Origin of the sequence: Rhizobium ruizarguesonis, from assembly GCF_017357285.1 — a bacterium.
In the GTDB taxonomy this organism is placed as follows: Bacteria; Pseudomonadota; Alphaproteobacteria; order Rhizobiales; family Rhizobiaceae; genus Rhizobium; species Rhizobium ruizarguesonis.
Map to the genome: position 1 here is coordinate 3,202,521 of NZ_CP071678.1, position 24,372 is coordinate 3,226,892.

At 62.4% G+C, this 24,372-nt stretch carries 26 protein-coding genes; 13 read left to right on the plus strand and 13 right to left on the minus strand.

Features of this window, described 5'->3' with window-relative positions:
* Positions 1-70: 70 nt before the first annotated feature.
* Positions 71-406: an antibiotic biosynthesis monooxygenase family protein gene (locus J3P73_RS15910; RefSeq protein WP_018074317.1), complete on the plus strand. Its 336-nt coding sequence runs from the start codon at positions 71-73 to the stop codon at positions 404-406.
* A 445-nt stretch (positions 407-851) separates the two neighbouring features.
* Here J3P73_RS15910 and J3P73_RS15915 read toward each other — a convergent pair whose 3' ends face one another.
* Positions 852-1,715 (minus strand): DMT family transporter, encoded by an 864-nt coding sequence (locus tag J3P73_RS15915; RefSeq protein ID WP_130693092.1) that lies wholly within the window; start codon positions 1,713-1,715, stop codon positions 852-854.
* A 90-nt stretch (positions 1,716-1,805) separates the two neighbouring features.
* Between J3P73_RS15915 and J3P73_RS15920 the strand changes: the two genes are divergently transcribed.
* Positions 1,806-3,215 carry an aminotransferase-like domain-containing protein gene (locus tag J3P73_RS15920; RefSeq protein WP_130692162.1) on the plus strand — a complete coding sequence of 470 codons (1,410 nt, stop codon included), beginning with the start codon at positions 1,806-1,808 and terminating at the stop codon, positions 3,213-3,215.
* A gap of 189 nt (positions 3,216-3,404) precedes the next feature.
* On the opposite strand, the gene J3P73_RS15925 is transcribed toward J3P73_RS15920, so the two are convergent.
* Both J3P73_RS15925 and J3P73_RS15930 read right to left on the minus strand, forming a co-directional pair.
* Complete coding sequence (locus J3P73_RS15925) at positions 3,405-3,806, minus strand: response regulator (RefSeq protein WP_003560657.1); 402 nt, start codon at positions 3,804-3,806, stop codon at positions 3,405-3,407.
* 10 nt (positions 3,807-3,816) lie between these two features.
* Positions 3,817-5,514, minus strand: coding sequence for a sensor histidine kinase (locus J3P73_RS15930; RefSeq protein ID WP_024320891.1), 1,698 nt, complete (start codon positions 5,512-5,514; stop codon positions 3,817-3,819).
* A 133-nt stretch (positions 5,515-5,647) separates the two neighbouring features.
* Between J3P73_RS15930 and J3P73_RS15935 the strand changes: the two genes are divergently transcribed.
* Positions 5,648-6,184 carry a GNAT family N-acetyltransferase gene (locus J3P73_RS15935; protein ID WP_018074312.1) on the plus strand — a complete coding sequence of 179 codons (537 nt, stop codon included), beginning with the start codon at positions 5,648-5,650 and terminating at the stop codon, positions 6,182-6,184.
* 153 nt (positions 6,185-6,337) lie between these two features.
* Complete coding sequence (locus J3P73_RS37585; protein ID WP_245002680.1) at positions 6,338-6,631, plus strand: hypothetical protein; 294 nt, start codon at positions 6,338-6,340, stop codon at positions 6,629-6,631.
* A gap of 20 nt (positions 6,632-6,651) precedes the next feature.
* Here the strand turns inward: J3P73_RS37585 and J3P73_RS37590 are convergent, their stop codons facing one another.
* From J3P73_RS37590 to J3P73_RS15955, 4 genes are all read right to left on the minus strand, one after another.
* Positions 6,652-7,155: a hypothetical protein gene (locus tag J3P73_RS37590; protein WP_245002681.1), complete on the minus strand. Its 504-nt coding sequence runs from the start codon at positions 7,153-7,155 to the stop codon at positions 6,652-6,654.
* Between the two features lie 122 nt (positions 7,156-7,277).
* On the minus strand, positions 7,278-8,192 hold the full coding sequence (locus tag J3P73_RS15945) for a phosphotriesterase family protein (protein ID WP_130692164.1): 915 nt from the start codon (positions 8,190-8,192) through the stop codon (positions 7,278-7,280).
* A gap of 216 nt (positions 8,193-8,408) precedes the next feature.
* On the minus strand, positions 8,409-9,065 hold the full coding sequence (locus tag J3P73_RS15950) for a Vgb family protein (protein ID WP_024320889.1): 657 nt from the start codon (positions 9,063-9,065) through the stop codon (positions 8,409-8,411).
* Between the two features lie 56 nt (positions 9,066-9,121).
* The gene (locus tag J3P73_RS15955; protein WP_024320888.1) at positions 9,122-10,342 is read right to left on the minus strand and encodes a hypothetical protein; all 1,221 of its coding nucleotides are present in this window, start codon (positions 10,340-10,342) and stop codon (positions 9,122-9,124) included.
* A gap of 119 nt (positions 10,343-10,461) precedes the next feature.
* Between J3P73_RS15955 and J3P73_RS15960 the strand changes: the two genes are divergently transcribed.
* Complete coding sequence (locus J3P73_RS15960; protein ID WP_024320887.1) at positions 10,462-11,271, plus strand: DUF899 domain-containing protein; 810 nt, start codon at positions 10,462-10,464, stop codon at positions 11,269-11,271.
* Between the two features lie 5 nt (positions 11,272-11,276).
* Complete coding sequence (locus tag J3P73_RS15965) at positions 11,277-11,621, plus strand: hypothetical protein (protein WP_130692166.1); 345 nt, start codon at positions 11,277-11,279, stop codon at positions 11,619-11,621.
* A gap of 108 nt (positions 11,622-11,729) precedes the next feature.
* Here the strand turns inward: J3P73_RS15965 and J3P73_RS15970 are convergent, their stop codons facing one another.
* Both J3P73_RS15970 and J3P73_RS15975 read right to left on the minus strand, forming a co-directional pair.
* Positions 11,730-12,377: a metallophosphoesterase family protein gene (locus J3P73_RS15970; protein WP_018074305.1), complete on the minus strand. Its 648-nt coding sequence runs from the start codon at positions 12,375-12,377 to the stop codon at positions 11,730-11,732.
* Between the two features lie 199 nt (positions 12,378-12,576).
* Positions 12,577-13,323, minus strand: a complete 747-nt coding sequence (locus J3P73_RS15975) for an SDR family oxidoreductase (RefSeq protein ID WP_130692168.1) — start codon at positions 13,321-13,323, stop codon at positions 12,577-12,579.
* Positions 13,324-13,438: 115 nt separating this feature from the next.
* Here J3P73_RS15975 and J3P73_RS15980 point away from each other — a divergent pair, with 115 nt between their 5' ends.
* The 4 genes from J3P73_RS15980 to J3P73_RS15995 all read left to right on the plus strand — a co-directional run bounded on the left by J3P73_RS15980 (position 13,439) and on the right by J3P73_RS15995 (position 17,477).
* Complete coding sequence (locus tag J3P73_RS15980) at positions 13,439-14,371, plus strand: LysR family transcriptional regulator (protein ID WP_018074303.1); 933 nt, start codon at positions 13,439-13,441, stop codon at positions 14,369-14,371.
* 235 nt (positions 14,372-14,606) lie between these two features.
* Positions 14,607-15,164 carry an RNA ligase family protein gene (locus J3P73_RS15985; RefSeq protein ID WP_245002682.1) on the plus strand — a complete coding sequence of 186 codons (558 nt, stop codon included), beginning with the start codon at positions 14,607-14,609 and terminating at the stop codon, positions 15,162-15,164.
* 121 nt (positions 15,165-15,285) lie between these two features.
* Positions 15,286-16,167 (plus strand): transglutaminase-like domain-containing protein, encoded by an 882-nt coding sequence (locus tag J3P73_RS15990; RefSeq protein ID WP_130697738.1) that lies wholly within the window; start codon positions 15,286-15,288, stop codon positions 16,165-16,167.
* A gap of 323 nt (positions 16,168-16,490) precedes the next feature.
* Positions 16,491-17,477, plus strand: a complete 987-nt coding sequence (locus tag J3P73_RS15995) for an IS110 family RNA-guided transposase (protein WP_027689168.1) — start codon at positions 16,491-16,493, stop codon at positions 17,475-17,477.
* A gap of 162 nt (positions 17,478-17,639) precedes the next feature.
* Here J3P73_RS15995 and J3P73_RS16000 read toward each other — a convergent pair whose 3' ends face one another.
* On the minus strand, positions 17,640-18,422 hold the full coding sequence (locus J3P73_RS16000; protein ID WP_075224042.1) for a class I SAM-dependent methyltransferase: 783 nt from the start codon (positions 18,420-18,422) through the stop codon (positions 17,640-17,642).
* A 159-nt stretch (positions 18,423-18,581) separates the two neighbouring features.
* On the opposite strand from J3P73_RS16000, the gene J3P73_RS16005 reads away from it, so the two are divergent.
* A complete protein-coding gene (locus tag J3P73_RS16005) occupies positions 18,582-19,604 on the plus strand; it encodes an LLM class flavin-dependent oxidoreductase (protein ID WP_018074300.1) in 1,023 nt (340 codons plus the stop codon).
* A 45-nt stretch (positions 19,605-19,649) separates the two neighbouring features.
* On the opposite strand, the gene J3P73_RS16010 is transcribed toward J3P73_RS16005, so the two are convergent.
* From J3P73_RS16010 to J3P73_RS16020, 3 genes are all read right to left on the minus strand, one after another.
* A complete protein-coding gene (locus tag J3P73_RS16010; protein WP_018074299.1) occupies positions 19,650-20,099 on the minus strand; it encodes a potassium channel family protein in 450 nt (149 codons plus the stop codon).
* A complete protein-coding gene (locus J3P73_RS16015) occupies positions 20,096-21,202 on the minus strand; it encodes an AI-2E family transporter (RefSeq protein ID WP_024320880.1) in 1,107 nt (368 codons plus the stop codon). The genes J3P73_RS16010 and J3P73_RS16015 overlap by 4 nt, the downstream gene beginning before the upstream one ends.
* A 188-nt stretch (positions 21,203-21,390) precedes the next feature.
* Entirely contained in the window at positions 21,391-22,215 is an 825-nt protein-coding gene (locus J3P73_RS16020) for a helix-turn-helix transcriptional regulator (RefSeq protein ID WP_130692176.1), read from the minus strand.
* 97 nt (positions 22,216-22,312) lie between these two features.
* Here J3P73_RS16020 and J3P73_RS16025 point away from each other — a divergent pair, with 97 nt between their 5' ends.
* Together J3P73_RS16025 and J3P73_RS16030 are read left to right on the plus strand one after the other, a co-directional pair.
* A complete protein-coding gene (locus J3P73_RS16025) occupies positions 22,313-23,236 on the plus strand; it encodes a phytanoyl-CoA dioxygenase family protein (RefSeq protein ID WP_075224044.1) in 924 nt (307 codons plus the stop codon).
* Positions 23,237-23,431: 195 nt separating this feature from the next.
* Entirely contained in the window at positions 23,432-24,361 is a 930-nt protein-coding gene (locus J3P73_RS16030) for a LysR family transcriptional regulator (protein ID WP_130692177.1), read from the plus strand.
* Positions 24,362-24,372: the final 11 nt, after the last annotated feature.

The window sequence follows — 24,372 nt, forward strand, 5'->3', positions numbered from 1 at the left end:
GCAGTAGGCCGACAGCAGTCATTGCGATCGCAGCGATAAGCCACACACATAGCAACCGATCGGAGCTCAAATGTCGACCGCCGCTTTGCCTGAACCGCCATACTACATGGTCAGTTTTTCATCTCAACGAACCAAGGTCGACAACGGCTATGGCGAGATGGGCTATGCGATGACGGAACTTGCAAAACAGCAGCCGGGTTATCTCGGCTTCGAAAGCGCTCGCGGAGCAGACGGTTTCGGCATACTCATCTCCTATTGGAAGGATGAGGACAGCATTCGAGCCTGGAAATCAGTCGTCGATCACGTTCAGGCACAAAATCGCGGTCGGTCAGACTGGTACACCCGGTACGAAATCCGTGTTGCGCTCGTCACGCGAGCCTACGGGTTCAACATCGAAGCGACATGAGTTGGCTTGTTTGGACAGCCAAGGCTAAGCGCGTGAAACGGAAGCACATTTCCTTTCGAAATGCAGCCGGGATCTAACGTCGCCTCCGCATGAAGATCATTGAAAGTTTACGAATTTCGAAAAGCCTTCTGCAATCGAAGCCTGATTAAGTCGCGTCGTCTGGCTGATGGGTGTACCAATGACGACGCGACAACTCACCTTCGCAATAGTTTGGGCCTGCATATTCACCTGCCTTGCCTTCGGATATCTGCTGTCCGGGGTTTCGCTCCGGGGAATGGAAAGGCGATATGTACATGAAAGGCGCTGCATCGGCGGCTTACCTTGCTATCATGAAAAACGGGATCTCTGGTTGTCGGATGCCTTGGACAAGGCACAAGCCCCCAACAGCCGCGATTGACGGCAAGTCGTCCGTATTCAGTTGACGGGTCCCCGGTCGATCCGCCCCCTACCGCGCGAACCTGCGGGCGCCGGCGACGCACAGGATGACGGCAACGGTCACGGCGAGCATGGCTGAGGTCACGGGCTCGTGCAGCAGGGTTGCGGCGAGCGCCAGCCCGAAGAACGGCTGGAGCAGTTGCAGTTGGCCGACGGCGGCGATGCCGCCCTGCGACAGGCCACGATACCAGAAGATGAAGCCGATCAGCATCGAAAACAGCGAGACATAGGCAAGGCCGAGCAGCGCCGGCGCTTCGATGCCGGAGAAGCTCTCCGGCCGATGGAAAAGCGCGACTGCGACCGTCACCGGCAGCGACAGCACGAGCGCCCAGGAAATCACCTGCCACCCGCCGAGCGTGCGCGAAAGCCTGCCGCCTTCGGCATAGCCGAGGCCGCAGACGATGACAGCCGCCAGCATCAGCAGATCGCCGACCGGCGAGGCTGTCAGGCCTTGCGTCAATGCGAATCCCGCCACCAGCGCGCTGCCGAGAACCGAAAACAGCCAGAATGCCGGCTTCGGCCGTTCTCCGCCACGGATCACGCCGAAGATCGCCGTCGCGAGCGGCAGCAGGCCGATGAAGACGATCGAATGGGCTGAGGTGACATGCTGCAGCGCCAGCGCCGTCAGCAACGGAAAGCCGACAACGACGCCGAGCGCCACGACGGCCAGGGAGAGAATATCACCTCGGCTCGGCCGCTTCTCTCTGAAAGCGATCAGCAGGCCGAGGGCGAGGAAGCCGGCGATCGCCGCGCGCGCCACGGTGAGGAAGACGGGATCGAACTGCATCACCGCCACGCGCGTCGCCGGCAGCGATCCGCTGAAGATCACCACCCCGATAAAACCATTGATCCATCCCGATGCCATACGGTCCATGATGCGCTGCACTCCTTCATTTCCTAATCCTTATCGGCCAACAGCGATGGCCATAACAGTGACAGTCTGATACGATTTTGCGAAACTGTAGTGATACAGAAAGCAATACAGATGAGCGAAGGACGCACACGCGTGGAGATGGTCGTGGCGACGATCAGGCAGCGCATCGCCGGGCGCAGCCTGACGCCGGGCGCAAGGCTGCCCTCCGTCCGGGGGCTGGCTGCGACGTTGAAGCTGTCGACTTCGACCGTCGTCGACGCTTATGAGCGGTTGGTCGCCGAAGGCGCGATCCTGGCAAGGCCAGGCTCGGGATTCTACGTCGCCAACCAGGCAGCGCCCTTTGCGCTTGCCGAGACTGGGCCGAAGCTCGACCGCGCGGTCGATCCGTTCTGGATATCGCGGCAATCGCTAGAGGCCGGCGAAGCAGACCTGAAGCCCGGCTGCGGCTGGCTGCCGCCCTCCTGGCTACCGGGGGACGGCATGCGCCGCGGGCTCAGAACACTTGCCCGCGCCGACGGGCCGGCGCTCGCCGATTACGGCTCGCCACTCGGCTTGCCGCAACTGCGCCAACTGATTTCGCGGCGCATGGGTGAACGGGGGATAGAAGCCTCCCCGGGTCAAATCATGCTGGCCGATTCCGGCACGCAGGCAATCGACCTGCTCTGCCGTTTCCTGCTGGAACCCGGCGACACGGTGCTGGTCGACGATCCCTGCTATTTCAATTTCCATGCATTGCTACGCGCCCATCGGGCAAAGATCGTCGGCGTGCCCTACACGCCGTCCGGTCCCGATATCGAGCTGTTTGCGCAAGTCGTCGCCGATGAGCGTCCGCGGCTCTACATCACCAACTCCGCCATCCACAATCCGACCGGCGCAACCTTGTCTCCTGTTACGGCTCACCGGGTTCTAAAACTCGCCGACCAGTTCGACTTGACCATCATCGAGGACGATATCTTCGCCGATTTCGAGCACACGCCGGCACCCCGCCTTGCCGCCTTCGACGGGCTCGAGCGGGTCATTCACATCGGCAGCTTCTCGAAAACCCTGTCGGCCTCGGCCCGCTGCGGTTTCGTCGTGGCGAAACCGGAATGGATCGACGGCCTGACAGACCTCAAGATCGCCACCACCTTCGGCGGCGGCCGGCTGACGGCGGAACTGGTGCTGAACGTCTTGAGCGACGGCAGCTATCGCAAACACATGGAAACGCTGAGACACCGGCTCTCCCGGGCGACGAGCGAGGTCTCGGCCAAGCTGAAGAATCTGGGCATAACGCCGTGGCTGGAGCCACAGGCCGGAATGTTCCTCTGGTGCCGGCTGCCCGATGGCATCGATGCGGCTGATGCCGCGCGGGCCGCACTCGAAAAAAGGATCGTTCTGGCGCCTGGAAACGCATTCAGCCTGTCGCAATCGGCAACCAATTTCATGCGCTTCAACGTGTCTCAGACGCTCGATCCGCGAGTGTTCGAGGTGCTGGGTGATGCGCTGGCAGGAAGAGGATAATGGAAGGCGAGCCGTCGCGGATCGAGCGCCTTGCCCCACGAAACGTCTGTGGCGAGGCAATAGCAAGCGCCTTGCTCCCTCTTCTCGCCAGCGGGGAGAAGAGATATGCGGCAGCGCCTCACCCTTCCTGAGCGAGTCTTTGCGGAAACGAAGGACATGTGCTTTCTTCTCTCGCCCCGCCCGCAACCATCAAAACGACCGGTGGACCGCCTTGTCGTTGGCGAGGCGCGTCACGCAGCCTTCGAGCTTGGCGAGCAGCAGATCGAAGTCGAGCGGCTTCGTCAGATAGTCCGCCGCTCCGCCGCGCAGGCCGGCTAGCGTGTTTTCCCGGTCGGTCAGTGCCGTCAGCAGGATGAAGGGGATGTTGGAAAGCTCGGGGTGGTTGATCTGAATTTCCGCCAGAAGCTGGTGCCCATCCATCACAGGCATCGAAATGTCGCTGATGACGATATCGGGCCACTTCGACAGGATCATTTCCAGTCCCTCGGCGCCGTTCGATGCCTCGAGCGTCTTGTAGCCGGCTTCGCTCAATTCTTCGACGAGGAGGTTCCGGATCTCGACTTCGTCTTCTATGCACAGGACTGTAACCATGAGCTCTTCCTTAAGCTGCGACTTGTTGATCCGACAATAGAAACTCTATTGGCAGAAGAATGGTGAATGTTGTGCCTTTGCCGAGCTCGCTCGTCACCTCGACGGTGCCGCCATGCAGTTCGACGACCTGCTTGACGACGTTGAGGCCGATGCCCGTTCCGGCAATGCCCGTCGCGCTGCGGGCGCGATAATAGGGCTGGAATAGCTTCGGCAGATCCTCCGCATCCATGCCGATGCCACTGTCGGAGATGGCGATCTCCACCGTCTTCTCGTCGGCCCGGGCGCGAACATGAATGTCAGGCGCGTTCGGCGAATATTTGACGGCGTTCGAAATCAGGTTGGTGAAGACCTGCTCCATCGCGCTGCGGTCGAACGTCAATACATCCGGTATGGGCGCGAGATCGAGATGGAACACATGCGAGCGGCTGAGGTGACGCTGCCTGTCGCAGCAGCTGACGAGCAGGGCCTTCAGATCGCCTTCGCTGCGCTTCAGTGTGATCTGTCCGGTTTCGAGCCGGCCGCTGGCGAGGATACTCTCCATCAGATCGACCATGCGCACGACCGCGCTGCGGATCACGCCGGCTTTTTCGTGAACGTAGTCGCCGCTGACGTTGGTCGTCGAGCGGCAGAGCCGCTGGGCAGCGGCGTCGATGATGGCGAGCGGCGTGCGAAACTCGTGCGAGGCCATGGCGACGAACTGGCGCTGGAGCGCATTCACCTGCCGTTCGTGCACCAGCAAGCGGTCCAGTTCCTCTCTCTGCCTTTCGATCTCGGCCGTTCGATCGGCCACCATCTCTTCCAGATGGTTGCGGTGATGGGTGAGCTGCGCCTGGCTGTCCAGCAAGGTCAGCGAGGTGCGATGCAGACCACGTCCAAGCCAGAACACGACGGTGATCAGCAGCGCCAGGCAGCCGAGCCCCGCCGGCGCGATCTGCTGCAGCAGCATGTATCCGGGCCGGATAGGCGGCCATACGAAATAGCCGATCGTGCCGCCGTCATGGGACGACACAGGCACTTGCGCCCGCTCATCCCCACCTTTCGAAGGCGCGAAATACAATCCTTCGAGCCGCGCATGATGGCCGATACTTTCGGCAGCTTTTCCATCGATGAACTTGACCGAGATGGCGATGAACTCCTGGCCCGCCTCGATCTGCATCCTGGCCGAGCTCGGCAGAATGGGACGCGCGCTTGATATCGCCGGCCGGTTGCCGATCATGATCGTCCGAACCGTGGCCAGTTGACCAATCGGTTCGGCGCCGGGATTTGCAGCCCGCTCGACGAGAGCGGCGCGCATCTCTCCGGCAAGAGTGGCCATTTCTTGGCCGTCGTCGTCACCGAGCCGCGGCGGCACGGCATCCGCGCCGTCGCGGAACGCAAACATCAGGCGATTGGTATCGTCAAAGATATAGGTTCTGTCGTGCCCGAAATACTGGCTCGTCCACCGACCGACATTATCGAGCAGCCATTCATGGTTTCGCTGCTTTGCATAGAGGAAGGCATCGTCCCATTTGGTGACGCTTTCCTGCTCCCGGGGAAGTGCCGCGATCTGCTCTTCCAATCCTTGGCCGACGAAGTCGGCCTGCCGGCGCAACGAGAGATCGTCGACCTTCACCGCGGCAAGCCACGCAAACCCGCACAACAACACAGCCGCCGCGCAGGTGAGCGTCACCAAGACGAATGTGATGTGGGATGTGAGCCCGACCTTCAATACCTGCAACCTTTTGATGGCGCCTTATGCCGAGAAATTGACACGCAAAGGTTGACGGACCATGAATTATGCGCTCCCGTGAGGGTCTGTGGCAGGTCTCCCATAGGCATCGCAATCGTTGAAGGAGAAGCACATGGATGCAGCAGCATCGTCGGATATGCCAGGCATCAGGATCGAGCCGATCGCTGCCGCCCACATCGACAGCTTTCATCATGCGCTCGACGTGGTCGCGCGGGAGAAAAAATACCTGTCCATGCTGGAAGCAACTCCGCTGCCGCAAACGCGTGAGTTCGTGATGGGCATGATTGCGAAAGGCAATCCGCAATTCGTTGCCACCGCTCAAGACAAGGTCGTCGGCTGGTGCGACATCAGCCGGCATTTTTTCCCGTCGCACGCCCATCGCGGTAAGCTCGGAATGGGAATCCTTCCCGCCTATCGGGGCAAAGGTCTCGGACGGATGCTGATCGAGACCACATTGAGAGCGGCGCAGAAAAGCGGTTTTGCCAGGGTTGAACTCGATGTTTATGAAGACAACGCCCGTGCTATCGCTCTCTACGAAAAGATGGGATTTGCCCGCGAAGGCATCGTCCGACGTGCTGCACACATCGATGGTCGGTTCATCGATGCGATCAGCATGGCGCTTTTGTTCGACGAGCGCGGCGCGGCATAGTCCTGATATCGCCGAGAATTTTAGAACGAGTCCAGCTGACTCCCGTGCCCCGGACGTTCATCATTTCCACCGGGAGTTGGAACAAATGCTCTTTCACCAGATTAGTCCGATGCGAATGCGCCGCCATGCATCGGGCTCAGCGAGGAGGCAGCCATGCACATCACCCGCCGGCAATTTGCAGCGCTTGCAGCCGTGCTTTTCCTGCCGGGGATGCCGCAAGCGGCAGACGAGGAGAACGCCGTCTTCTGGCGCGCCAAATCCGCCGCGAACGACCATGTGCTTTTCGGCTACGTGCGCATCCGCGCCGACAGTTTTCCCGACATCGTGGCCGAGGGAAAACGCCTGGTCGATCAATCGAAGACGGTGCTGATCGACGTCAACCCGGCCTCACCCTGTCGACCGCCAGGTTCAAGAACAGTGATATCAAGCCCGTCTTCTCAGGTTTGACGCCATCCGATCAGGGCGAGTTAAAGACCATCCTCTCGACATCCCCGGCAAAGGGAGCAATCGAAAAACTTTCCGGTTTCGAGGCGAGCCTCCTCCTGATCGGCGAAGGACAGCATGTCATCGGCCCCGACGCGCCGAGCATCAGCCTGGCGCTTGCGAAGTACGGTGTATCGATCGGGCGCGATGTGAAGACGCTTGTAGCCGACGGCGAAATGCAGGCCATGCAGAAGCCATTGACGCTCTAAACGGTCAATTCCGTCGGCCCGGACTCGATTACCTATCTTCTCGAGCTGCGCCGCCGGATCGGACCGATCGGCGCCCGTTTCGACGAACTGTACAAGGCTCGAAAGAGTGCAGAGATCGCAAGCCTCGGAGAGGAAATCACTACTAGGGGCATCATCACGCCAACCGATCTCATCGATGCGGAAAAACTGCGCGCGCTCCTCATCGAGCGGATCGTGAACCTGCCGGCAGGCACGAACGCTTTCATCATCCTGCCGATCGGGCTTTTGAACGGTCCCCACAGCATTCTCGTCGACCTCCGCTCCCGCGGAGCCGAGGTGTCGGCAATCGGCTGAACCGGGTTTTGAGCAATTCCAGGTATCGCGACATGATTATGCGGGCTTCTTTCGCCCGGCCACTCCCCCTATCGGGCAAAAGCCTCGAACGGATTGTCGTGGGTCAGGCGCATCAGGGTCCCGTCGCCTATGCCCCGCCGTTTCAACTCGGGCAGCAAGACCGTGGAAAGATGCGTATACGGCTTGGGTATCCCGCCCATCGGCAGCGCCGGATCGAACCAGCCGCGGTCATGGCTCAACAACAGGCGATCGCCGCAGCCCGCCTCCAGCGCCTTGATCACCAGTTCCGCTACCTCGTTGTCTCCGCCCCGGCCGACATGGTCATACTCGATCCAGGCGCCTCGCTCGGCGACGGCGACATTAAGGGCAAAGTCCTTTTCTTCCTGCGTATGGATCGAGATGAACCTGTCGGCCCTGTAGCCCTCCGCCTCGATGACATCGAGCTGGTCCATGACGACCCGTCCCCTGATCGTATGACTGCCGATGACGGCGTCTGTCTGCGCCGCGGCGCGCGCGGCTGCCCGCAGGATTTTCGTCTCGAGCGCCGTCATGCCGTCATCGCCGGCGCTGAGCTTGATCCAGCCTGCCTGGAACCCGGTCTCGTCGATCTGCTCCGTCAGTTCACGAAGCATCCACGCCTCCAGCTCTTTCTCGGAAGCCTGGCGGACCCATTCGGGAATCCAGGGTTCACGGTAATTGCCGGTGGGAACGACGATCGGAAAATCCGTCGCGAGCGACACGGCAAGATCGATATCCGCACGGCGTCCAACGCCGCCCGTCGAGCATTCGACCAGTGCCGTCACCCCAAGCTTCTTGATCCGCTCGATCTCGGGGGCCATCAGACGGACGACGTCGTCGATGTCTGCCTCGGCATAACCGGGCTGGTCCGGCGTCCTGAGGTCGACGAAAACGTGCTCATGCGGGAGGATCATCCCAAGTTCGGATTTGCCCTTAGGCCCGAGCGTCGTGCGCAGATATTTCAAAGTCTCTCCCCCAAGATCATACCGGCTTTGCGTAAAGGCCTCGACCGACACTGCCGCGAAAGTAGATCGTCACGTACCGAAATCAATCGCTCACTCGGTTGAATTTCCCACAACTTGCCCCTTGGTGTCGACTTCCAACCTGGCGCCCCGATTGCTGGCGAGCTGACTGTCACTGGGGAGAGATATGCCGCCTCGGCCTCTTCGGCGTCGCATCGGCTACTTCCCCTTCCCCTCCTTGCCCTGCGCCGGCCGGGTGATCGCGCGGACCTTGCCGCTGGCGCCGCCACCGCAAAAAAAGCAGTCGGCGCCATCGGATTCGAGGCCGGAGACGCCGGTACCCTCGGGCATATCAAGCCGCTCTAGCACCTCCCCCGTTTCGGGGTCGATGCGCCTGACGTCGCTGTCATCGCCCTCCCAGGTGCCGTGCCAGAGCTGGCCGTCGACCCAGGTGACGCCTGTCACGACGCGGTTGGATTCGATGGTGCGGAGGATCTTGCCGGTTTCCGGGTCGATCTGATGGATCCTGCGGCCCCTGTGCTGGCCGACCCAAAGCGAGCCTTCGGCCCAGGCAAGGCCGGAATCGCCGCCATTGCCGGGCGCCGGGATGGTGGAAAGGATACGGCCGGTCTTCGGATCGATCTTGTGAATGACATCCTCGGCGATCTGATAGAGGAACTCGCCGTCGAAAGCCGTTCCGGCATGGGACGCAACCTCGATCGAGCGCACCACGTCGCCGCTTGCGGGATCGAGCGCGTTCAGCCTATCGCCCGAGGCGAACCAGACGTGCTCACCATCGAAGGTGACACCGTTGACGCGCTCGGCGCCGGGAAAGGGTCCATATTCACGGATGATCGTCGCAGCCGATTTTTTCATCTCTTCCGTCCTGTTTGCCCCGTCTGACCAGGGCCATCCTCATCTGTCAGGCCATACTAGTCGCTTGGCAAAGGTCCCGGGAGTAACAAGATCGTCGGGAAACCGGGCAGCGGCGGGCTCATCCAACGCCGTGCCCGCCCGCGCCCGAAGGATTGCACCTTGCTCTCCCCGGCAAGCGAATCCAGCGCCCGCTGCACGGTGCGCGGGCTGGCGCCGAGCGCGATCGCCAGCGCCGAGCTCGACCACGCCTCGCCATCGGCGAGAAAGGCGAGCACCGCCCCATGCTGGCCTTCAACGAGCGGCGCCAGCACGGCGGTCTCGCCGGCGCGCCGCGGCGAAAGCGCAAAGCCGCGTTTCGTCGCCGAGACCTCGGCGAGCGCCCGCAGCTCGGCGCGCAACCGGCCGATCTCGACGCGCAGCCGGGCGCGATGTGATTCATCGGCATGTTTACCGCGGAAGGCGCGTGCGACCAGCGTGCCCCTGGCAATATCCCCCGGCCAGGCTTCGGCGAGCGCGCGGGCGAGCGCGAAGAGCACCGGCCGCGTTGCCAGCGACACGGAAAGCTGGTCGTCGCGCACGACATGGCGGCAGGCATCGACGACGAGCGCGCCCGAACCGAGCAACTCTTCCACCTCCTCAAGCCGCAGCGGGCTTTCCCGCCAGCGCGAGATCAGCCGTGCCACGGGTGCGTTGAGTACGTCGGCGGCATTTTCCACCTCCGCCGTCAATACGGGCATACCGGCCTCGCGCGCCGCTTGCCTTGCCCGGTCAAGAGCCGCACGCGCCGCTTTCGTCTGCAGGCGCCGGATCGCGATACCCGCGACCACCAGTTCGTGGGCAGCCCTTGCCGCCGGCGGTAGCGGCGTCGGGTCGAGCGTTTCGAGCGCCCTCTCGGCCTCGTCAAGCCGACCAATCAGCACCAGCCGGCGAAGCTCGACATTCCTGGCATGGGCTGCGTTGATCCTGTCGCCATGCGCTGCGAGCACCTTGCGCGCCGCCTCCAGCGCTTTGGGCGGCCAGGTGAGATCGCGCGAGACCAGCGCGATCTCGGCCTCGGCGACCACGCAGCGGGCTCGCGCCACCGCCTCTCGCGGGCCGAAGGCGCGGGCCGCACTCTTCAGCAGCGCCTTGGCGCGGACGAGATCGCCGAGCTGCGCCATCGCAATGCCGCGCAGCGCCAGCGCCGGCGCATCGTCGCGCAGCGCCACCCGCTTCAGCGCGCCGAGCGCATCTCCCACTGCCAGCGCCCGCGCCGCCGCCGTGATCAGCGAGTCCATTCAAATCCCGTCACACTTGTCACTCCCACCCTTGCCCTGCCCGGCCGTAGCTTTGTCGTCGACCGGCAAGCAACCCCGCGCCGGATGGTACGACGAGAAACAGGCAAAGGAGAAGACCCATGACGATACAACTCGGAACGCGGCAGCAGTGGCTGGAAGCGCGGCTCGACCTGCTCGAAGAGGAGAAGGCGCTGACGCGGCAGAGCGACGCGCTGGCGATGAAGCGCCAGCAATTGCCCTGCGTGAGGATTGACAAGGAATACCGCTTCGACACCGAGGCCGGCAACGTTTCGCTGAAGGATCTCTTCGGCGGCTGTTCGCAGCTCCTCGTCTATCACTTCATGTTCGGGCCGGATTATACCGCCGGATGCCCCTCCTGCTCCTCGATCGCCGACGGCTTCAACGGCTTCTTCGTCCATCTCGAAAACCACGACGTCGCCTTCACCGCGATCTCGCGCGCGCCGCTGGCAAAGCTTCTGGCATTCCGGCAGCGCATGGACTGGAGCTTTCCCTGGGCCTCCTCCTCCGGCAGCGACTTCAACAGCGATTTCAGCGTCTGGTTCACCCCCGAGCAGCAGCGCCAGGGCGGGATAGAATATAACTATCGCCGCGAGCCGCCCGCTCCCGAACAGTCCGCCTCCGAACCATTGGCCGGCAGGACCGTGCAGGAATGGCAACTGCGCGGCACCGAGGGACCGGTCGCCCAGATCGCCGCCATGACCGAAACCGATGTCGCGACCTACACCCGCGACCGGCCCGGAGTCAGCGCCTTCGAGCTTGCCGACGGCGCCGTCTACCATAGCTATTCCAGCTATGCCCGCGGCCTGGACGGCCTCTGGGGCATGTACCAATGGCTCGACCGCGCCCCCAAGGGCCGCAACGAGCAAGGCGTCTGGTGGCGCCACCACGACCGATATGGCAAGGAGTGACTGCGATGCTGCTTCCCATCCACACTTCGAAAAGGGGCGGCGGCAACGCCGCCCTCAACACCGCCGAATGGCTCTCGCTCTCCGCCGCCGCAGACGGATCAGCCGCCAAGCCGAATTGCAAACCCGCTACCCTCGCCGTTGCCGATTGGCTGTCGCTCGCCGCCGCTCCGACATTCGCGATCATGGCACTGCTGACGGCCACGACCGGCAGCGCCGACATGATCTGCATGACGGCGCCGGATGCCTTCCCGATCGGCGGAATGGTGCCCATGTACCTGCTGATGAGCGGCTTCCACATGGCGCCCTGGCTGCGGCTCGCCGCCGGCTGGCGGGGCTTGAGCCCCCGATAACGCTCCGCGACGCCGCCGGTATCTCTTCTCCCCGGCCGGGAGAAGAGGGAGCAAGCCGCACTCCCGCTCAGCCGCGTCCGGCTTTACCCCTTACCAAAGCGATCAAGTTCATGCCCTCACCTCGATAAAGTCGATCGGCCCGCCGGCAATCTCGTCATCGAAGACCGCGCAGGAAAGCTTGCCGCCGAAGACGCAGCCGCTGTCGATGTTGGTGCGGTTTCCTGTCGTCACCGGGTTGGACAGCGACGGTGTATGGCCGTGGACCAGGTGCTTGCCCCAATAGTCGCTGGACTCACCGGGAGGGAACCGTAACCAGAGAAGATCGTGCTCGCTCTGCTGCTCCAGCGGAAATGCTGGATCGACGCCCGCATGGACGAAGATGCGATATCGATCGACATGCATGAGGGGACGATCGGCCGCCCATTGCAGATGCTGGGGCAGAACTCTGCCGCCATAGGACATTTCGGTTTCAAGTCCGCCGATGCCGCTGCCGATCCACACGTCTCTGCTATAGCTATCGGCATAGGCAGCGACCATCAGGTCCTCATGATTGCCTTTCAGGCAGATCCATCGCCACGGGTCCGATGGACCGGCGATGATCCGGTCGAGGACGCTTTTGCTGTCAGGCCCGCGATCGACATAGTCGCCAACGAAGACGACGGTCCCTCGAGGCGCATAGGCCGCGATCCGATCGATCATCCTGTTCAGCGGATCGATACAGCCATGGATATCACCTATGGCGAACGTGTAGCGCATGCTTCGACCCTCTCGGCTGCAGTGCGACGGCGCGCGGCCAAGACGAGAAGACGCGCCAGGGCATTATGCCGAGGCTCACGCCCCACGCCGTCCACCGCATCATAACAAACGAAAGCCCGCCGCCATCGGGAAAACCGACTCAATCTCCGGTATTTATGGCGGTTGGCTCTCCTTCCGCTTGAGGCAATCGCCACAACACTCACGCCTGCTCAGTGGGGTAGAGCGTCAGGATATTGACATTGACCCTGCGCGGCTGCGTCACCGCATAGAGAATGGCCGTGGCGATGTCCGCGGCCTCTAGTTGCTCCATGTCGCCAAGCCGTCGTTCCACCGCTTCGCGGACACTGGCGCGCATGTGGGAGGTAAACTCGGTCCTGACGGCGCCAGGCTCGATGCAGGTGACGCGAATGCCATCCCGGCCAATCTCGCGCCGCAGCGATTCCGCCATAGCGCTCGCCGCATGCTTGGTGCCGGAATAGACCGTCGAGGGATGAATGTACCGGCCGGTGCCGGAGGAGACGATGACGATATGGCCGGTCCCCTGCCGCTGCATCGCCGGCAACGCCGCATGGATCGGGTAGAGCAGCCCGAGGAAGTTGACCTCGACCATCTCCCGATACTCGGCGGTGGTCGTGTTCCGGAACGGCGCGGCAACGCCGACGCCGGCGACGCAGAGCAGCATGTCGAGCCTGCCGAAATCGCCGATCGCCCGCTGCACCATCGCCGCAGCCTGTGCCTCGTCGGACACGTCGGCCTCGATCGGTAGGACCTCAGCGCCGCGCTCGCGGATGCGCTCCGCCAACGCCTCGAGGCGCAGCATGCGGCGGGCGGCGATCGCCACGCTTGCCCCTTCCTCCACCAGCGCCAGAGCGGCCGCCGCACCTATGCCAGACGAAGCGCCGGCAATGAGGGCGACCCTGCCACTGAGCTTTTTGTCTGTCTGCATACCGGATCTCCCGTCTTTTGGTTCAGGGTTGGCGAAATTATCGGCAATTTGGGCTGCGATGATCATGGCGACAATGCTATATAAATCGAACAGACTACGTTGATTTGGAGGCATAATGCGCGGCAGCGACTATGCGGAGCTCAAAGCGTTCGTGACCATCGTCGCGCACGGCAATTTCGCGCGTGCCGCAGCCGAGCTCGGAATGTCGGCATCGACGCTCAGCCAGACGATCCGCGCGCTGGAAGCCCGCCTGGGGCTTCGCCTATTGAACCGCACGACGCGCAGCGTATCGCTCACCGACGCCGGCGAGCGGCTGCATGCACGCTTCAGGCCGGCCATGATCGAGATGGAGGCGGCGGTCCGCAATGTCGTCGACGCACGCGACACGCCGGCGGGAACGCTCCGGGTGCATCTGCCGAGTGTCGCCGCCGCAACCTTCCTCGAGCCGACCCTCGGCCGCTTCCACGCCGCCTATCCCGATATCGTCCTTGACGTGACGATCGACGATGCAGTCACCGACATCGTCGAAGCCGGTTATGATGTCGGCGCGCGGCTGGGTGAGTTTCTCGAGGCCGATATGATCGCCGTCCAGCTCGGCGGCGAGCAGCGCCAGCTGGCCGTCGCTTCGCCGGAGTACATCGCCCGACACGGCCGCCCGAATGTGCCGGGCGACCTGCTCCGGCACCATTGCATCAACTGGCGCCGGCCGGGCGGTACAGGTCTCTACAAGTGGGAATTCCTCAAAGACAACACGTGGTTCTCCGTCGCGGTCAACGGCCCGCTGATCGTCTCGCACCGCGAGATGGCCCTTGCCGCCGCCGTCCAGGGCGTCGGCATTGCCTTCTGGGCCGAAGACCTCGTGCGTCCGCTGATCGAGGACGGCAAGCTCGTGCCGCTGCTTGAGGAGTGGTGCGGCACCTTCCCTGGCTGGTTCCTCTGTTATCCCTCACAACGCTACACACCGCCGAGCCTACGCGCCTTCGTCGATTTCCTCAGGCGCGATTCGGGGGCTGCAGAGACCGCTCGAAGAAACCGCAATGGATCGTAGGATGACAACTAGACAGGGCACCCGTCGGCAATCACCGTGACAGTCAAGATGCCGATCCACGGACGATTGTCGCATCAATAAAAGCCAGGCGTTACGTACCATCAAGGGCAGCTTGTCGCCCGAAGGCGACCTTGCATTGTGCGATCGTCAACGGCTATGCCTTCATCCCATGAAAAAATACGGACGAACCTATCACCTGCCGATTTCGCCCGGAGCGACAAGCGACGACAAGGTCATGACGACGCTTGACGGGCTGATGATCGCCGATCTTGTCATCACCGAGAAAATGGATGGTGAGAACACGACCATTCATCGGGGTAGGTCTCATGCCCGCAGTCCCGACAGCCGTTACCATTCGTCGCGCGATTGGCTTAAAGCCTTTGCCGCCGGGATCAGCCCGCAACTGGCAGACGGCGAACGCATCGTGGGCGAGAACCTCTATGCCCGGCACTCGATCGGTTATGATGATCTGCCGTCATACTTCCTCGGCTTTGCATGGATTATCGAAGGCGAAGTTCAATCCTGGGATCTGACTCTGGCTCGGTTCGAAGAACTGAGCACCGTTCCGGTGTCGACTCTGTATCGGGGGCCATACAAAACCGGCCTGTTCGAGGATACTGCGGCCTCGTTGGATAGGACCAAGCAGGAGGGGTTTGTCGTTCGGATCGCTGATGCGTTCCTGGAAGCCGAAATGCCAGTTCGGATGGGCAAGTATGTGCGGGACAACCACGTTCAGAGTGAAACGCATTGGATGCAGTCGGAGCTGATCGCGAATCGCTTGGCAAATTCCTGACGGCCGCTCGCCTCTCCTCCGTCCTGTGCTCGTCACAGGAATCCAGCCACGCCGCTCGCGGGCCTCACGCATGGCCCGCGGGATCTTGCCCTGCGACGCCGGTTTTATCATACTGCCCGGGATGAGCGGACATGAGAGCCCTATCGAGTTCTACACGCGACCCGGCCGGATGACCTCGGCCGGGCTGCATGCGCCTACCCTTGCCGCGCTCCAGGGCGTCGGCGCCGTTGCCGCCGCCGTACGCGGCACGCTGCTGCATGATGCCTGGGCGCAACACTACGATCAGGTGCTGACCCCGGAACGAAGGGCGCAATCGCACACGCGGCCGGCGGGCGAGATACTCGATACGATCATGGCGATCGATCCTGCGCCCCTCGACATCACGCGCCCGCCTGACAAGCGCAGCATCGGCACATGCCGCAATTTCACCGTGCTTGCCTGCGCAGCACTCAAGGCCCAGAGCCTGCCGGCACGCGCCCGCTGCGGCTTCGGAATGTATTTCGAGGCCGGCAAGGGCATCGATCACTGGATCGTGGAATATTGGGACGGAGAGCGCTGGGTGTCTGCGGACTTCCAGATCGACGATCTCCAGCGTGCTGCCTTGAAACTCGATTTCGATCCTCTCGACCAGCCTTCGGGCAAATTCCTGAGCGCTGGCGAAGCCTGGCAGCGCTGCCGCGCCGGCACCGCCGACCCCGGAAAATTCGGCATCTTCGACGAGTCCGGCTTCTGGTTCATCGCCATGAACCTCGTCCGCGACTTCGCCGCCCTCAATAACATGGAGATGCTTCCCTGGGACAATTGGGGATCGATGCCGGAACCCGAAGAAGAGATGTCTGCGGATGGTCTCGCCCGCTTCGATCGCCTCGCTGCCCTGACGATGGCAGCGGACGAACGCTTCGGGGAGTTGCGGGCGCTCTATGAGGACGATGCCGGGCTGCGCGTGCCGGCGCAGGTCTTCAACGGCGTGCGCCAGCAGATGGAGGATGTGGGCAGCGCGTGATTTATGGAATGGCTGAGATCGCCGCTTGTTCCCTCTTCTCCCCGCCGGGGAGAAGGTGGCCCGAAGGTCGGATGAGGGGGTTACACGGCACACCATTCATTGCCCCTTCGCTCATGCTCAGCGCATTCGCTCCTGTCGTCGCTCACCCCCTTGCATGTTCAAACTGCATTCATTGTTTGATGATGGGTGCGACCCCTGGGGGATGGCCATCCCCCAGGGGTCGGACGGGCGGGACCGTAACCCCCTTGGCTTGAACCGGGGATGAGCCTGGTCCGCCCGTCCTTCGCGTTTGTCCTGAACAGATAGTGGGGAGCAGGTCCCGTATGCAAGGCAAGGTATCGTCCGAACGCACCGCGATGGCGACAGTTTATGTCGGTATCGATGTCTGTAAAGAGTGGCTGGACATTCATTTGCATCCTCTCGGCCGCAGTTTTCGGGTGACCAATGACACGGCCGGTCTGCGCCGCCTCAAGCGGGAGCTCGATGCGCTTGACCAGATGCCGCGCTCGGCGCTGCACATCGTCATGGAAGCGACCGGCAAGTGGCATCGCGCCGTTCAGCGTTCTCTGCATGCCGATGGCTTTTACGTGTCGGTCGTCGATCCGTTGCGCGCCCGGCTGTTTGCCAAAGCTTGCGGCTTTCTCGCCAAGACCGATCGGCTCGATGCGCGGCTTTTGGCCATCATGGGAGAAGCCCTCAAGCCCGCACAGACCCCACCGCAGGACCAAGCGCTGGAAGCCCTGCAGGAACTGGTCAATGCGCGATCTGCGGCCAACGGCGAACGCACCGCCCTGTCCAACCGGATGAAGACGGCCGTGACCGCCTTCCTGCGCAAGGAACTGACGCGCCGGCTTGCCGCGCTCGATACCCATATCGCAAGACTGGATGCCGAGATCGAGCGCAGCATCGGCGCCGAGCCCGAGATGCGCCGCCGCCTCGACATCCTCATCTCCATTCCCGGCATCGGAGCCGTCACCGCCGCAAGCCTGATCGCTGGCCTTTGCGAACTTGGCGCCTGCTCCGGCAAGCAGGCGGCCATGCTGGCTGGCCTTGCGCCGCTCGCCTGCGAAAGTGGCGAGCGGGCCGGACATCGCGCCATCAGGGGCGGACGCCCCGCACCCAGGAACGCCATCTACATGGCTGCCCTGTCCGCCTCCCGTCACAACCCCGACCTCGCGCACTTCGCCGAAAGACTGAAGAAGGCCGGGAAACCCAACAAGGTCGTCCTCGTCGCCGTCATGCGAAAGCTCATCGTGCTCGCAAATACCCTCATCACTAAAAACCGCATCTGGACACCAAATCCACCTTGACACCAAACACAGATGCTCATCCGCCTGCCGGCACCTTCTCCCCGAGGGGAGAAGAGATACGCGGCGGCGCCTTGGTTTCCCTCTCCTCGACTATGGCGAGAGAGGTAAGGCGAGTATGCCGCAACGCCTCTGTCTGCCACCCACCCCAAATGTCCACTCTTCTCAGATCGGCTTGATTTCGCCCCAGACAATCCTGGTGCACACGACAAAGCTCAACCGATCATCATTCGAATAGGAGCGCAACAGCTCCGAGAGTTCCGCATCAAACCTTGCGATGCGGTCGCCCAGTTTTGAAGGCGCAAATGTATCCCGCGAATGCTGGCAGGATACGAAGTCTTCGACGTTCTGCTCGAAGGGACGCTCTGATACGAAGTGTTCGCTGCCATGGAGGTTGAGATAGCTCTGATAGCTTCGCATGCCCTCGGACCTTTTATCGTGATCGAAAGGCTGGCCTGTCACCTCCGGAACCCACTTCCCCAGGAAAGAATGCCAATCCGATTGCCATGGAGGTTCGAACGGGTCGTCTCCGGAAATGACGGCCATGACATGGCCTGGCGCGGCGTTTGCCAGAAGATGCGGAAACAGCCTGCTATGATCCATCCAGTGGATGCTTGCCGCAGCGACCGTCAGATCGAAAGGTCCACCGTTGGCCGGGAAATCCTCGGCGAAACTTTCTATCCACCGGATATTCCCCGCGTTACCGCCCGGCAGCGATCTGCCGAGAGCGATCATATGCTCAGAGGGGTCAACTGCCGTAACACTTGTAAACGCACCCGCCAGAGCGCACGAGATTTTTCCAGGTCCGCAACCGATATCCAGGAGATGCTCCGACCGTGGCGCAATTGCCAGAAGCTTTCGAAATACGGCAGCGGGGTAAGGCGGGCGATACCGGTAATTTGCGACAACGTCGGTTTCCGAAAAGGAGGAGCCCCTGCGCTGATCCATCAAAACTCCATGCTCTCGCGGCCTAAGCAGACGCTGTAACACAAGTTTATGTCAATGGGTTTTCATCGGTTCGGCCATCCGGTTCCGATTGTCTTCCGGGCCGAAACTGTGCCATGACCGATCGACCCCAGATACAACAGATCAAGGTGCGGCATCGGCATGAAGAAGATCGGTTTCCTCTCATTCGGGCACTGGACGCCCTCGTCCCAATCGCAGACGCGCTCGGCCGGCGACGCGCTGCTGCAGTCGATCGACCTTGCCGTCGCGGCCGAGGAGCTCGGCGCCGACGGAGCGTATTTTCGCGTTCATCATTTTGCCCGCCAGTTGGCCGCACCCTTCCCGCTGCTATCAGCCGTCGGCGCTAGAACCAACAGGATCGAGATCGGCACCGCGGTCATCGACATGCGCTACGAGAACCCGCTCTATATGGCTGAAGATGCCGGCGCGGCTGACCTCATCGCCGGCGGCCGCCTGCAGCTCGGCATCAGCCGTGGTTCGCCCGAACAGGTGATCGATGGCTGGCGCCATTTCGGTTATGCCCCGCCCGAAGGCCAGAGCGAGGCCGACATGGCCCGCCACCACGCCGAAGTCTTCCTCGAAGTGCTGCGCGGCGAGGGTTTTGCCAAACCGAACCCGCGGCCGATGTTTCCGAACCCGCCCGGTCTCCTGCGCCTCGAGCCGCATTCCGAGGGCCTGCGTGAGCGGATCTGGTGGGGCGCAAGCTCGAATGCCACCGCCGTCTGGGCGGCCAAGCTCGGCATGAACCTGCAGAGCTCGACGCTGAAGGACGATGAGACGGGCGAGCCCTTCCACGTCCAGCAGGCCGACCAGATCCGCGCATACCGCGAGGCCTGGAAAGAAGCCGGCCACACGCGCCAGCCGCGCGTCTCGGTCAGCCGCAGCATCTTTGCGCTGGTCGACGACCGCGACCGCGCCTATTTCGGCTATGGCAATGACGGTGAGGACAAGATCGGCTTCATCGACGAGAAGACCCGGGCGATCTTCGGTCGCAGCTACGCCGCCGAGCCCGACTCCCTGATCAAGCAGCTCGCCGAAGACCAAGCCATCGCCGAAGCCGACACCCTGCTGCTGACCGTCCCCAACCAGCTTGGCGTCGACTACAACGCCCATGTCATTGAAGCGATCCTCACCCACGTCGCGCCTGCGATGGGTTGGCGCTGAGGCCCCTTCCCGGCAGGCGATCTTCGTCGACCAGGCTGCGGCACACTATGGCTCATGCGCGGTTTGATTTGCCGCAGCCAATTTCCCCATGGCCTGCTGGATGGCCGAGAAGAAAAGCGCCGTCGTGATCCCGAACATCATCAGCCCATTGGCTGCCTGCAGCGGCGCTAGCAGCCGGATACGGCCATCCAGCACGACATCGCCATAACCGAGCGACGTGAAAGTGACGCCCGAAAAATACATTGCCGTTTCGAAGTCTTCGAAGGCACCGAGCACGCGATATAACACTGCCCAAAAAGCGACCTGGAAGATATTGCCCAGCATGAGCACGATCATCAGGACCGAGAATTGCACGAAGATCGTCCGCCAGGGCTTTCGGCCTACGGGTTGCGTGCGCGCGTGAGCAAAATAACGCGCAGCCAGCACCGAAGCCAGCGCCTGGAGTGCGAGGCAGATCGCCATCGCAAGCAGGCCGAGACCAATGACTTTGATCATGGGGCCGGACCTTCGATCTGGGGGCCGTCCTCGACCGGGCGCTGATGCAGCCATTCCATCAGCAAAACGAAGCCGACGGCCAGCAGCACGGGGCCGACAAATATACCGAGAAGGCCGTCAGCTATCATCCCTCCGATGACACCGACCAGGATGACCGGCATCGGCACATCAGATCCGCGGCCGAGCATCAATGGTTTGAGAAAATTGTCGCTCAGCCCGGCGATGAAAGACCATATGGCGAAGATGATTGCTGGTGTTGTCGCTTCCGTGACAAAGACATAGGCCATGACAGGCAGCGTCAGCAGCAGCGGCGGTATCTGCACGACTGCCAATAGAAACGTGACGAGCGTCAGGGCACCGGCCGCCGGAACCCCGATGGCGAAGAAGCCAATGCCAACGAGCATCGACTGGATTGCCGCCACACCGACCACGCCGACCGCAACTCCCCGGATCGTTGTGGCGGTCAGGTGGACAAGCCGGGCACCCCGCGCCCTGCTGTTGGTGACGAGTTCCAGCAGACTGAGGGCAAAAGCCGCAGCACCCTTGGCGTAAGCGACAAGCACGGCGGCGATCGCGATGGAAAGAACGAAGGACAGGCCGCCAGAGGCCAGGCCGCCGGCGAAGGATGCGAGCCACGCAGCAGGCTTGCTCAGCATCTCGCCGTATTGACGCAATGCCGAGGGCAGGTTGGCTGCAGCGAGCGACCAGCCGTCCGAGATCTTCGCTCCGACCACCGGCAGGTCGGCAAGCCACGTTGGAGGCGGCGGAATTGTCAGGCTTTGGTTCTGCAAACCGGACACAAGCCAGTAAATGGATGACCCAAGCGACGTGATCACGACGAACATCGGCACCAGCACGACGGCAACGCCGACGATCCCTATGAGCGATGCCGACCAGCGATTGCCGATCCGATCGGACAGGCGCAGATGTAACGGATGAAGCATGACCGCCAGGATCACTGACCAAAGCAGAATGCCGAGGAACGGCGACATGATCCTGGCGCAGACATAGACCAGAAGCGCGACGACTCCCAATTGAACCGCTGCATGGATGATGGACGGTCTCGACGGCGCGAGATCGACATTCGATGCGCTGGACGTCATTTTCCCCTCCCGGCCCGGCCTCCGCCAACGAGCGAAGCCGGACGCTCACGCATCGGACAGCGAAACCTTCCACCCGGTATCGGACCTGCGCGGCGAAGATTTTGCCGACGCCGTGAAAGATCGTCTCCAACGCCCCGTCATCATACACGACTTCGTGAAAACGGGATACGGCCACTGCTGCCGAGCTCTCAAACCCTGGTGTACCTGGCGCGGAATTCGCGGGGGCTGCAGCCCTCGCGTTCGTGAAAGACACGCGAAAAATAAAACGGGTCATCCAGGCCGACCATGGCGGCGATGGTTTCGATCTTCTCCTCGGTGGTTGCCAAGAGCTGTTTGGCGTGATCCATGCGCGCACGAAGCTGGAATGCCTTGGGCGGCAGCCCGGTTTTGAGCGTGAACCGCCTGCGCAGCGTCGCCGGCGACATCCCGTGCTCAGCGGCGAAGGCTGTAAGGTCCAGCGGTTGCATTGCGCGTTGCCGCAGCGTCTCGACGATTTCGGCCATGTCGGGCCTGTCTCGGCGGTGATCGGCCGCGCCGCTTGCCTGTCTTGCGGCTGATATGACGATGCGATGCAGCATCAAGGCCGCCGATGCCTGCCCGAGGTTGGTATCGTCGAGCAGGTCGGCATGCAGGGTGCCGAATAGCCGCGCCATCTCATCTACGTGATGCAAGGCCACGACGGGCTGTCGCTCGGTCATGAGCCTCAACCGGACGAAGTCTCGCGTGAACGATCCTTCGAAAAGCGCCCAGCGCTCGTCCCAGCCGCCTTCATCGGGGCCATAGGAATGCACGCGGTTCGGAAACAGCCAGAAGAGGATCGGCCCGGTGAGGCTCAGGCGGCCGCTGGCCGCGGTGTCCAGCCAGCCCTGCCCGCGCTCTACCAGCACGACGGCGAAACTCGGCAGTTTCCGGTCCGTCACCGCACGGCGGGCCGGCTGCCTGCCGCTGCCGGTAACAGCAAGTCCGCCGGCAGCGGCTAGCGGCGTCCTATAGATGGCCTCTGGGTCTCTCATGGTGAGCGAAAAGTCCAGCTATGAATTTCCTCTATGTCGGTTGGCGCGCCGGATCAGGTAATTGATGGCAAGCCAACTCAAGCGAAGGAGGAGTGAAATGTCAATTGCCGCGGAGGCCGAGCAGATCTGCAGGCCGGAATTTCCCCTTGCCGCCCATGGCAAAACCTTGCCTGCGGAGCGGACGGGCTGGCTCATGTCGACCGATCCCGCCATCGGCGTCGACGCCATCCGCCGCCGCTACCAGCACGATGGCTATGTCTGGCTGAAAGGCCTTCTGCCGCGGGCCGATGTCATCGATTTCCGCCACTGGGTCTTCGAACGCCTTGCCGAAACCGGACTGGTCGAGCCGGGCAGCGATTTTTCTCTCGGGATCGCGTCTGCCGGTGGCTTCGACAGAAGCCTGGCGGATCGGCGCCTGATGTCGCTCGTCCGCTCCGCCGCCTATGAAGGCTTCTGTGCGCAACCACTGCTCGCCCGCTTCATGGACGATTTCCTGCAGGGCATCTCCTATCTGCACAAGCGCAAGATCATGCGCTTCGTCCAGCCGGGATCGCTGACAGCCACGCCCGCCCACTACGATCTCGTCTATCTCCGAGGCGGCACCAGCCGCCTGGTGACGGCCTGGATACCGATCGGCGACACCCCCGCCGAGATGGGCGGCTTGGTCTATCTCGAAGGCTCGCATGCTCTGGGCACCAAGATGGAGGCCGAATTCAGGGCGGCAAGCGGCGATCTTTCTCCGGAAGAGCAGATCAGTGCCTATAACAGCCACATGAGCGAAGGCGGCTGGGTCTCGAAGGATCTCCCCGACATGGCAGAGCGTTTCGACACCCGCTGGCTCGCCGCCGATTATGAGGCCGGCGACGTGGTGCTCCACTCGCCCTACATGATCCACGCTTCGACCATCAACCAGGACCGCAGCCGGCGGCTGCGCCTCTCCACCGACATAAGATATCAGAATGTCGACGACGAGATCGACGTCCGGTGGAACAACCACTGGAGCCTCGGCGATATGCTGTAGCCCGGCTTCCAGTGCCCATCTTTGACCGGCGATCCGGTGCTATGGCTGCCATAAAAGGTTGATTGGCGAAGAGACGTCGACACAGAAGCGGAGCGTCGGGACCTTACTGCCGCGGTAGCCGTTGATGGTGCGAACCTTGAATCGATCCCATGACTGACCGACTTATTGATGTAGCCGAACCGCTCGAGTTGCCTCATGCCGCGTACGAACCTGAACGATATCATGATCTTCATGGCCGTCGTCGATGCCGGAAGCTTTATCGCCGGCGGCCAGGCCATGGGCCTGTCCCGTTCCGCGGCAGGAAAGGCCGTCATCCGCCTGGAAGACCGGCTCGGTGCGCGTCTGCTCAACCGCACCACAAGGACACTGAGCCTGACCGATGAAGGCCGGATGTTTTACGAGCGCGGGCTGCAGATCCTCGCATCGGTCGACGAAGCGGAAGCGAGCGTGGCAGGGCAGAGCAGCACTCCGCGAGGTGTTCTCAGGTTCACCGTTCCCGATGCCTTCGGGCGGCTCGTCGTGCTGCCCCTGCTTGAAAAATATCTACGGGCCTGGCCCGACGTCCAGGTCGAAGTGAGCTTCACCGATCGTTTGGCCGACATCGTCGAGGAAGGCTTCGATCTGGCGATCCGGATCGGCGCGACGGCGACGGCGTCGGACATCCGCCTCGTCTCGCACGTGATCGCCACCTATAAGGCGCGGCTCTGCGCCTCGCCGTCCTATCTCGCCGAGCGCGGTGAGCCGGGCGACATCGACGATCTCGCAGCCCACGACTGCCTGATCTTCGCCGGCCGCAATCAAAGGCAGGGCTGGCGCTTTCGCGGTGAAGGCGGTCCCTGGGTCAAAGCGCAAGGGCGCAGCCGCCTGAGGCTCGACAGCGCAGAGGCAATCCGCGACGCCGCCCTGGCGGGGCTGGGCATCGCGTTGCTTCCCGATTTTCTCGTCGCCGACGATCTCGTCACCGGCCGCCTCCGGCAGATCCTGACCGACCTCGAAACCGACGACGCAAAGATCGTCACGCTCTATCTCGACAAGCGCCTGCTGGAACCACGTGTCCGACGCTTCGTCGATCTGATAGTTGAAGAGCTTGGGCGCCGGGGGCAAAGCACGGGGCCGCGACGCTAAAACAGTAGACG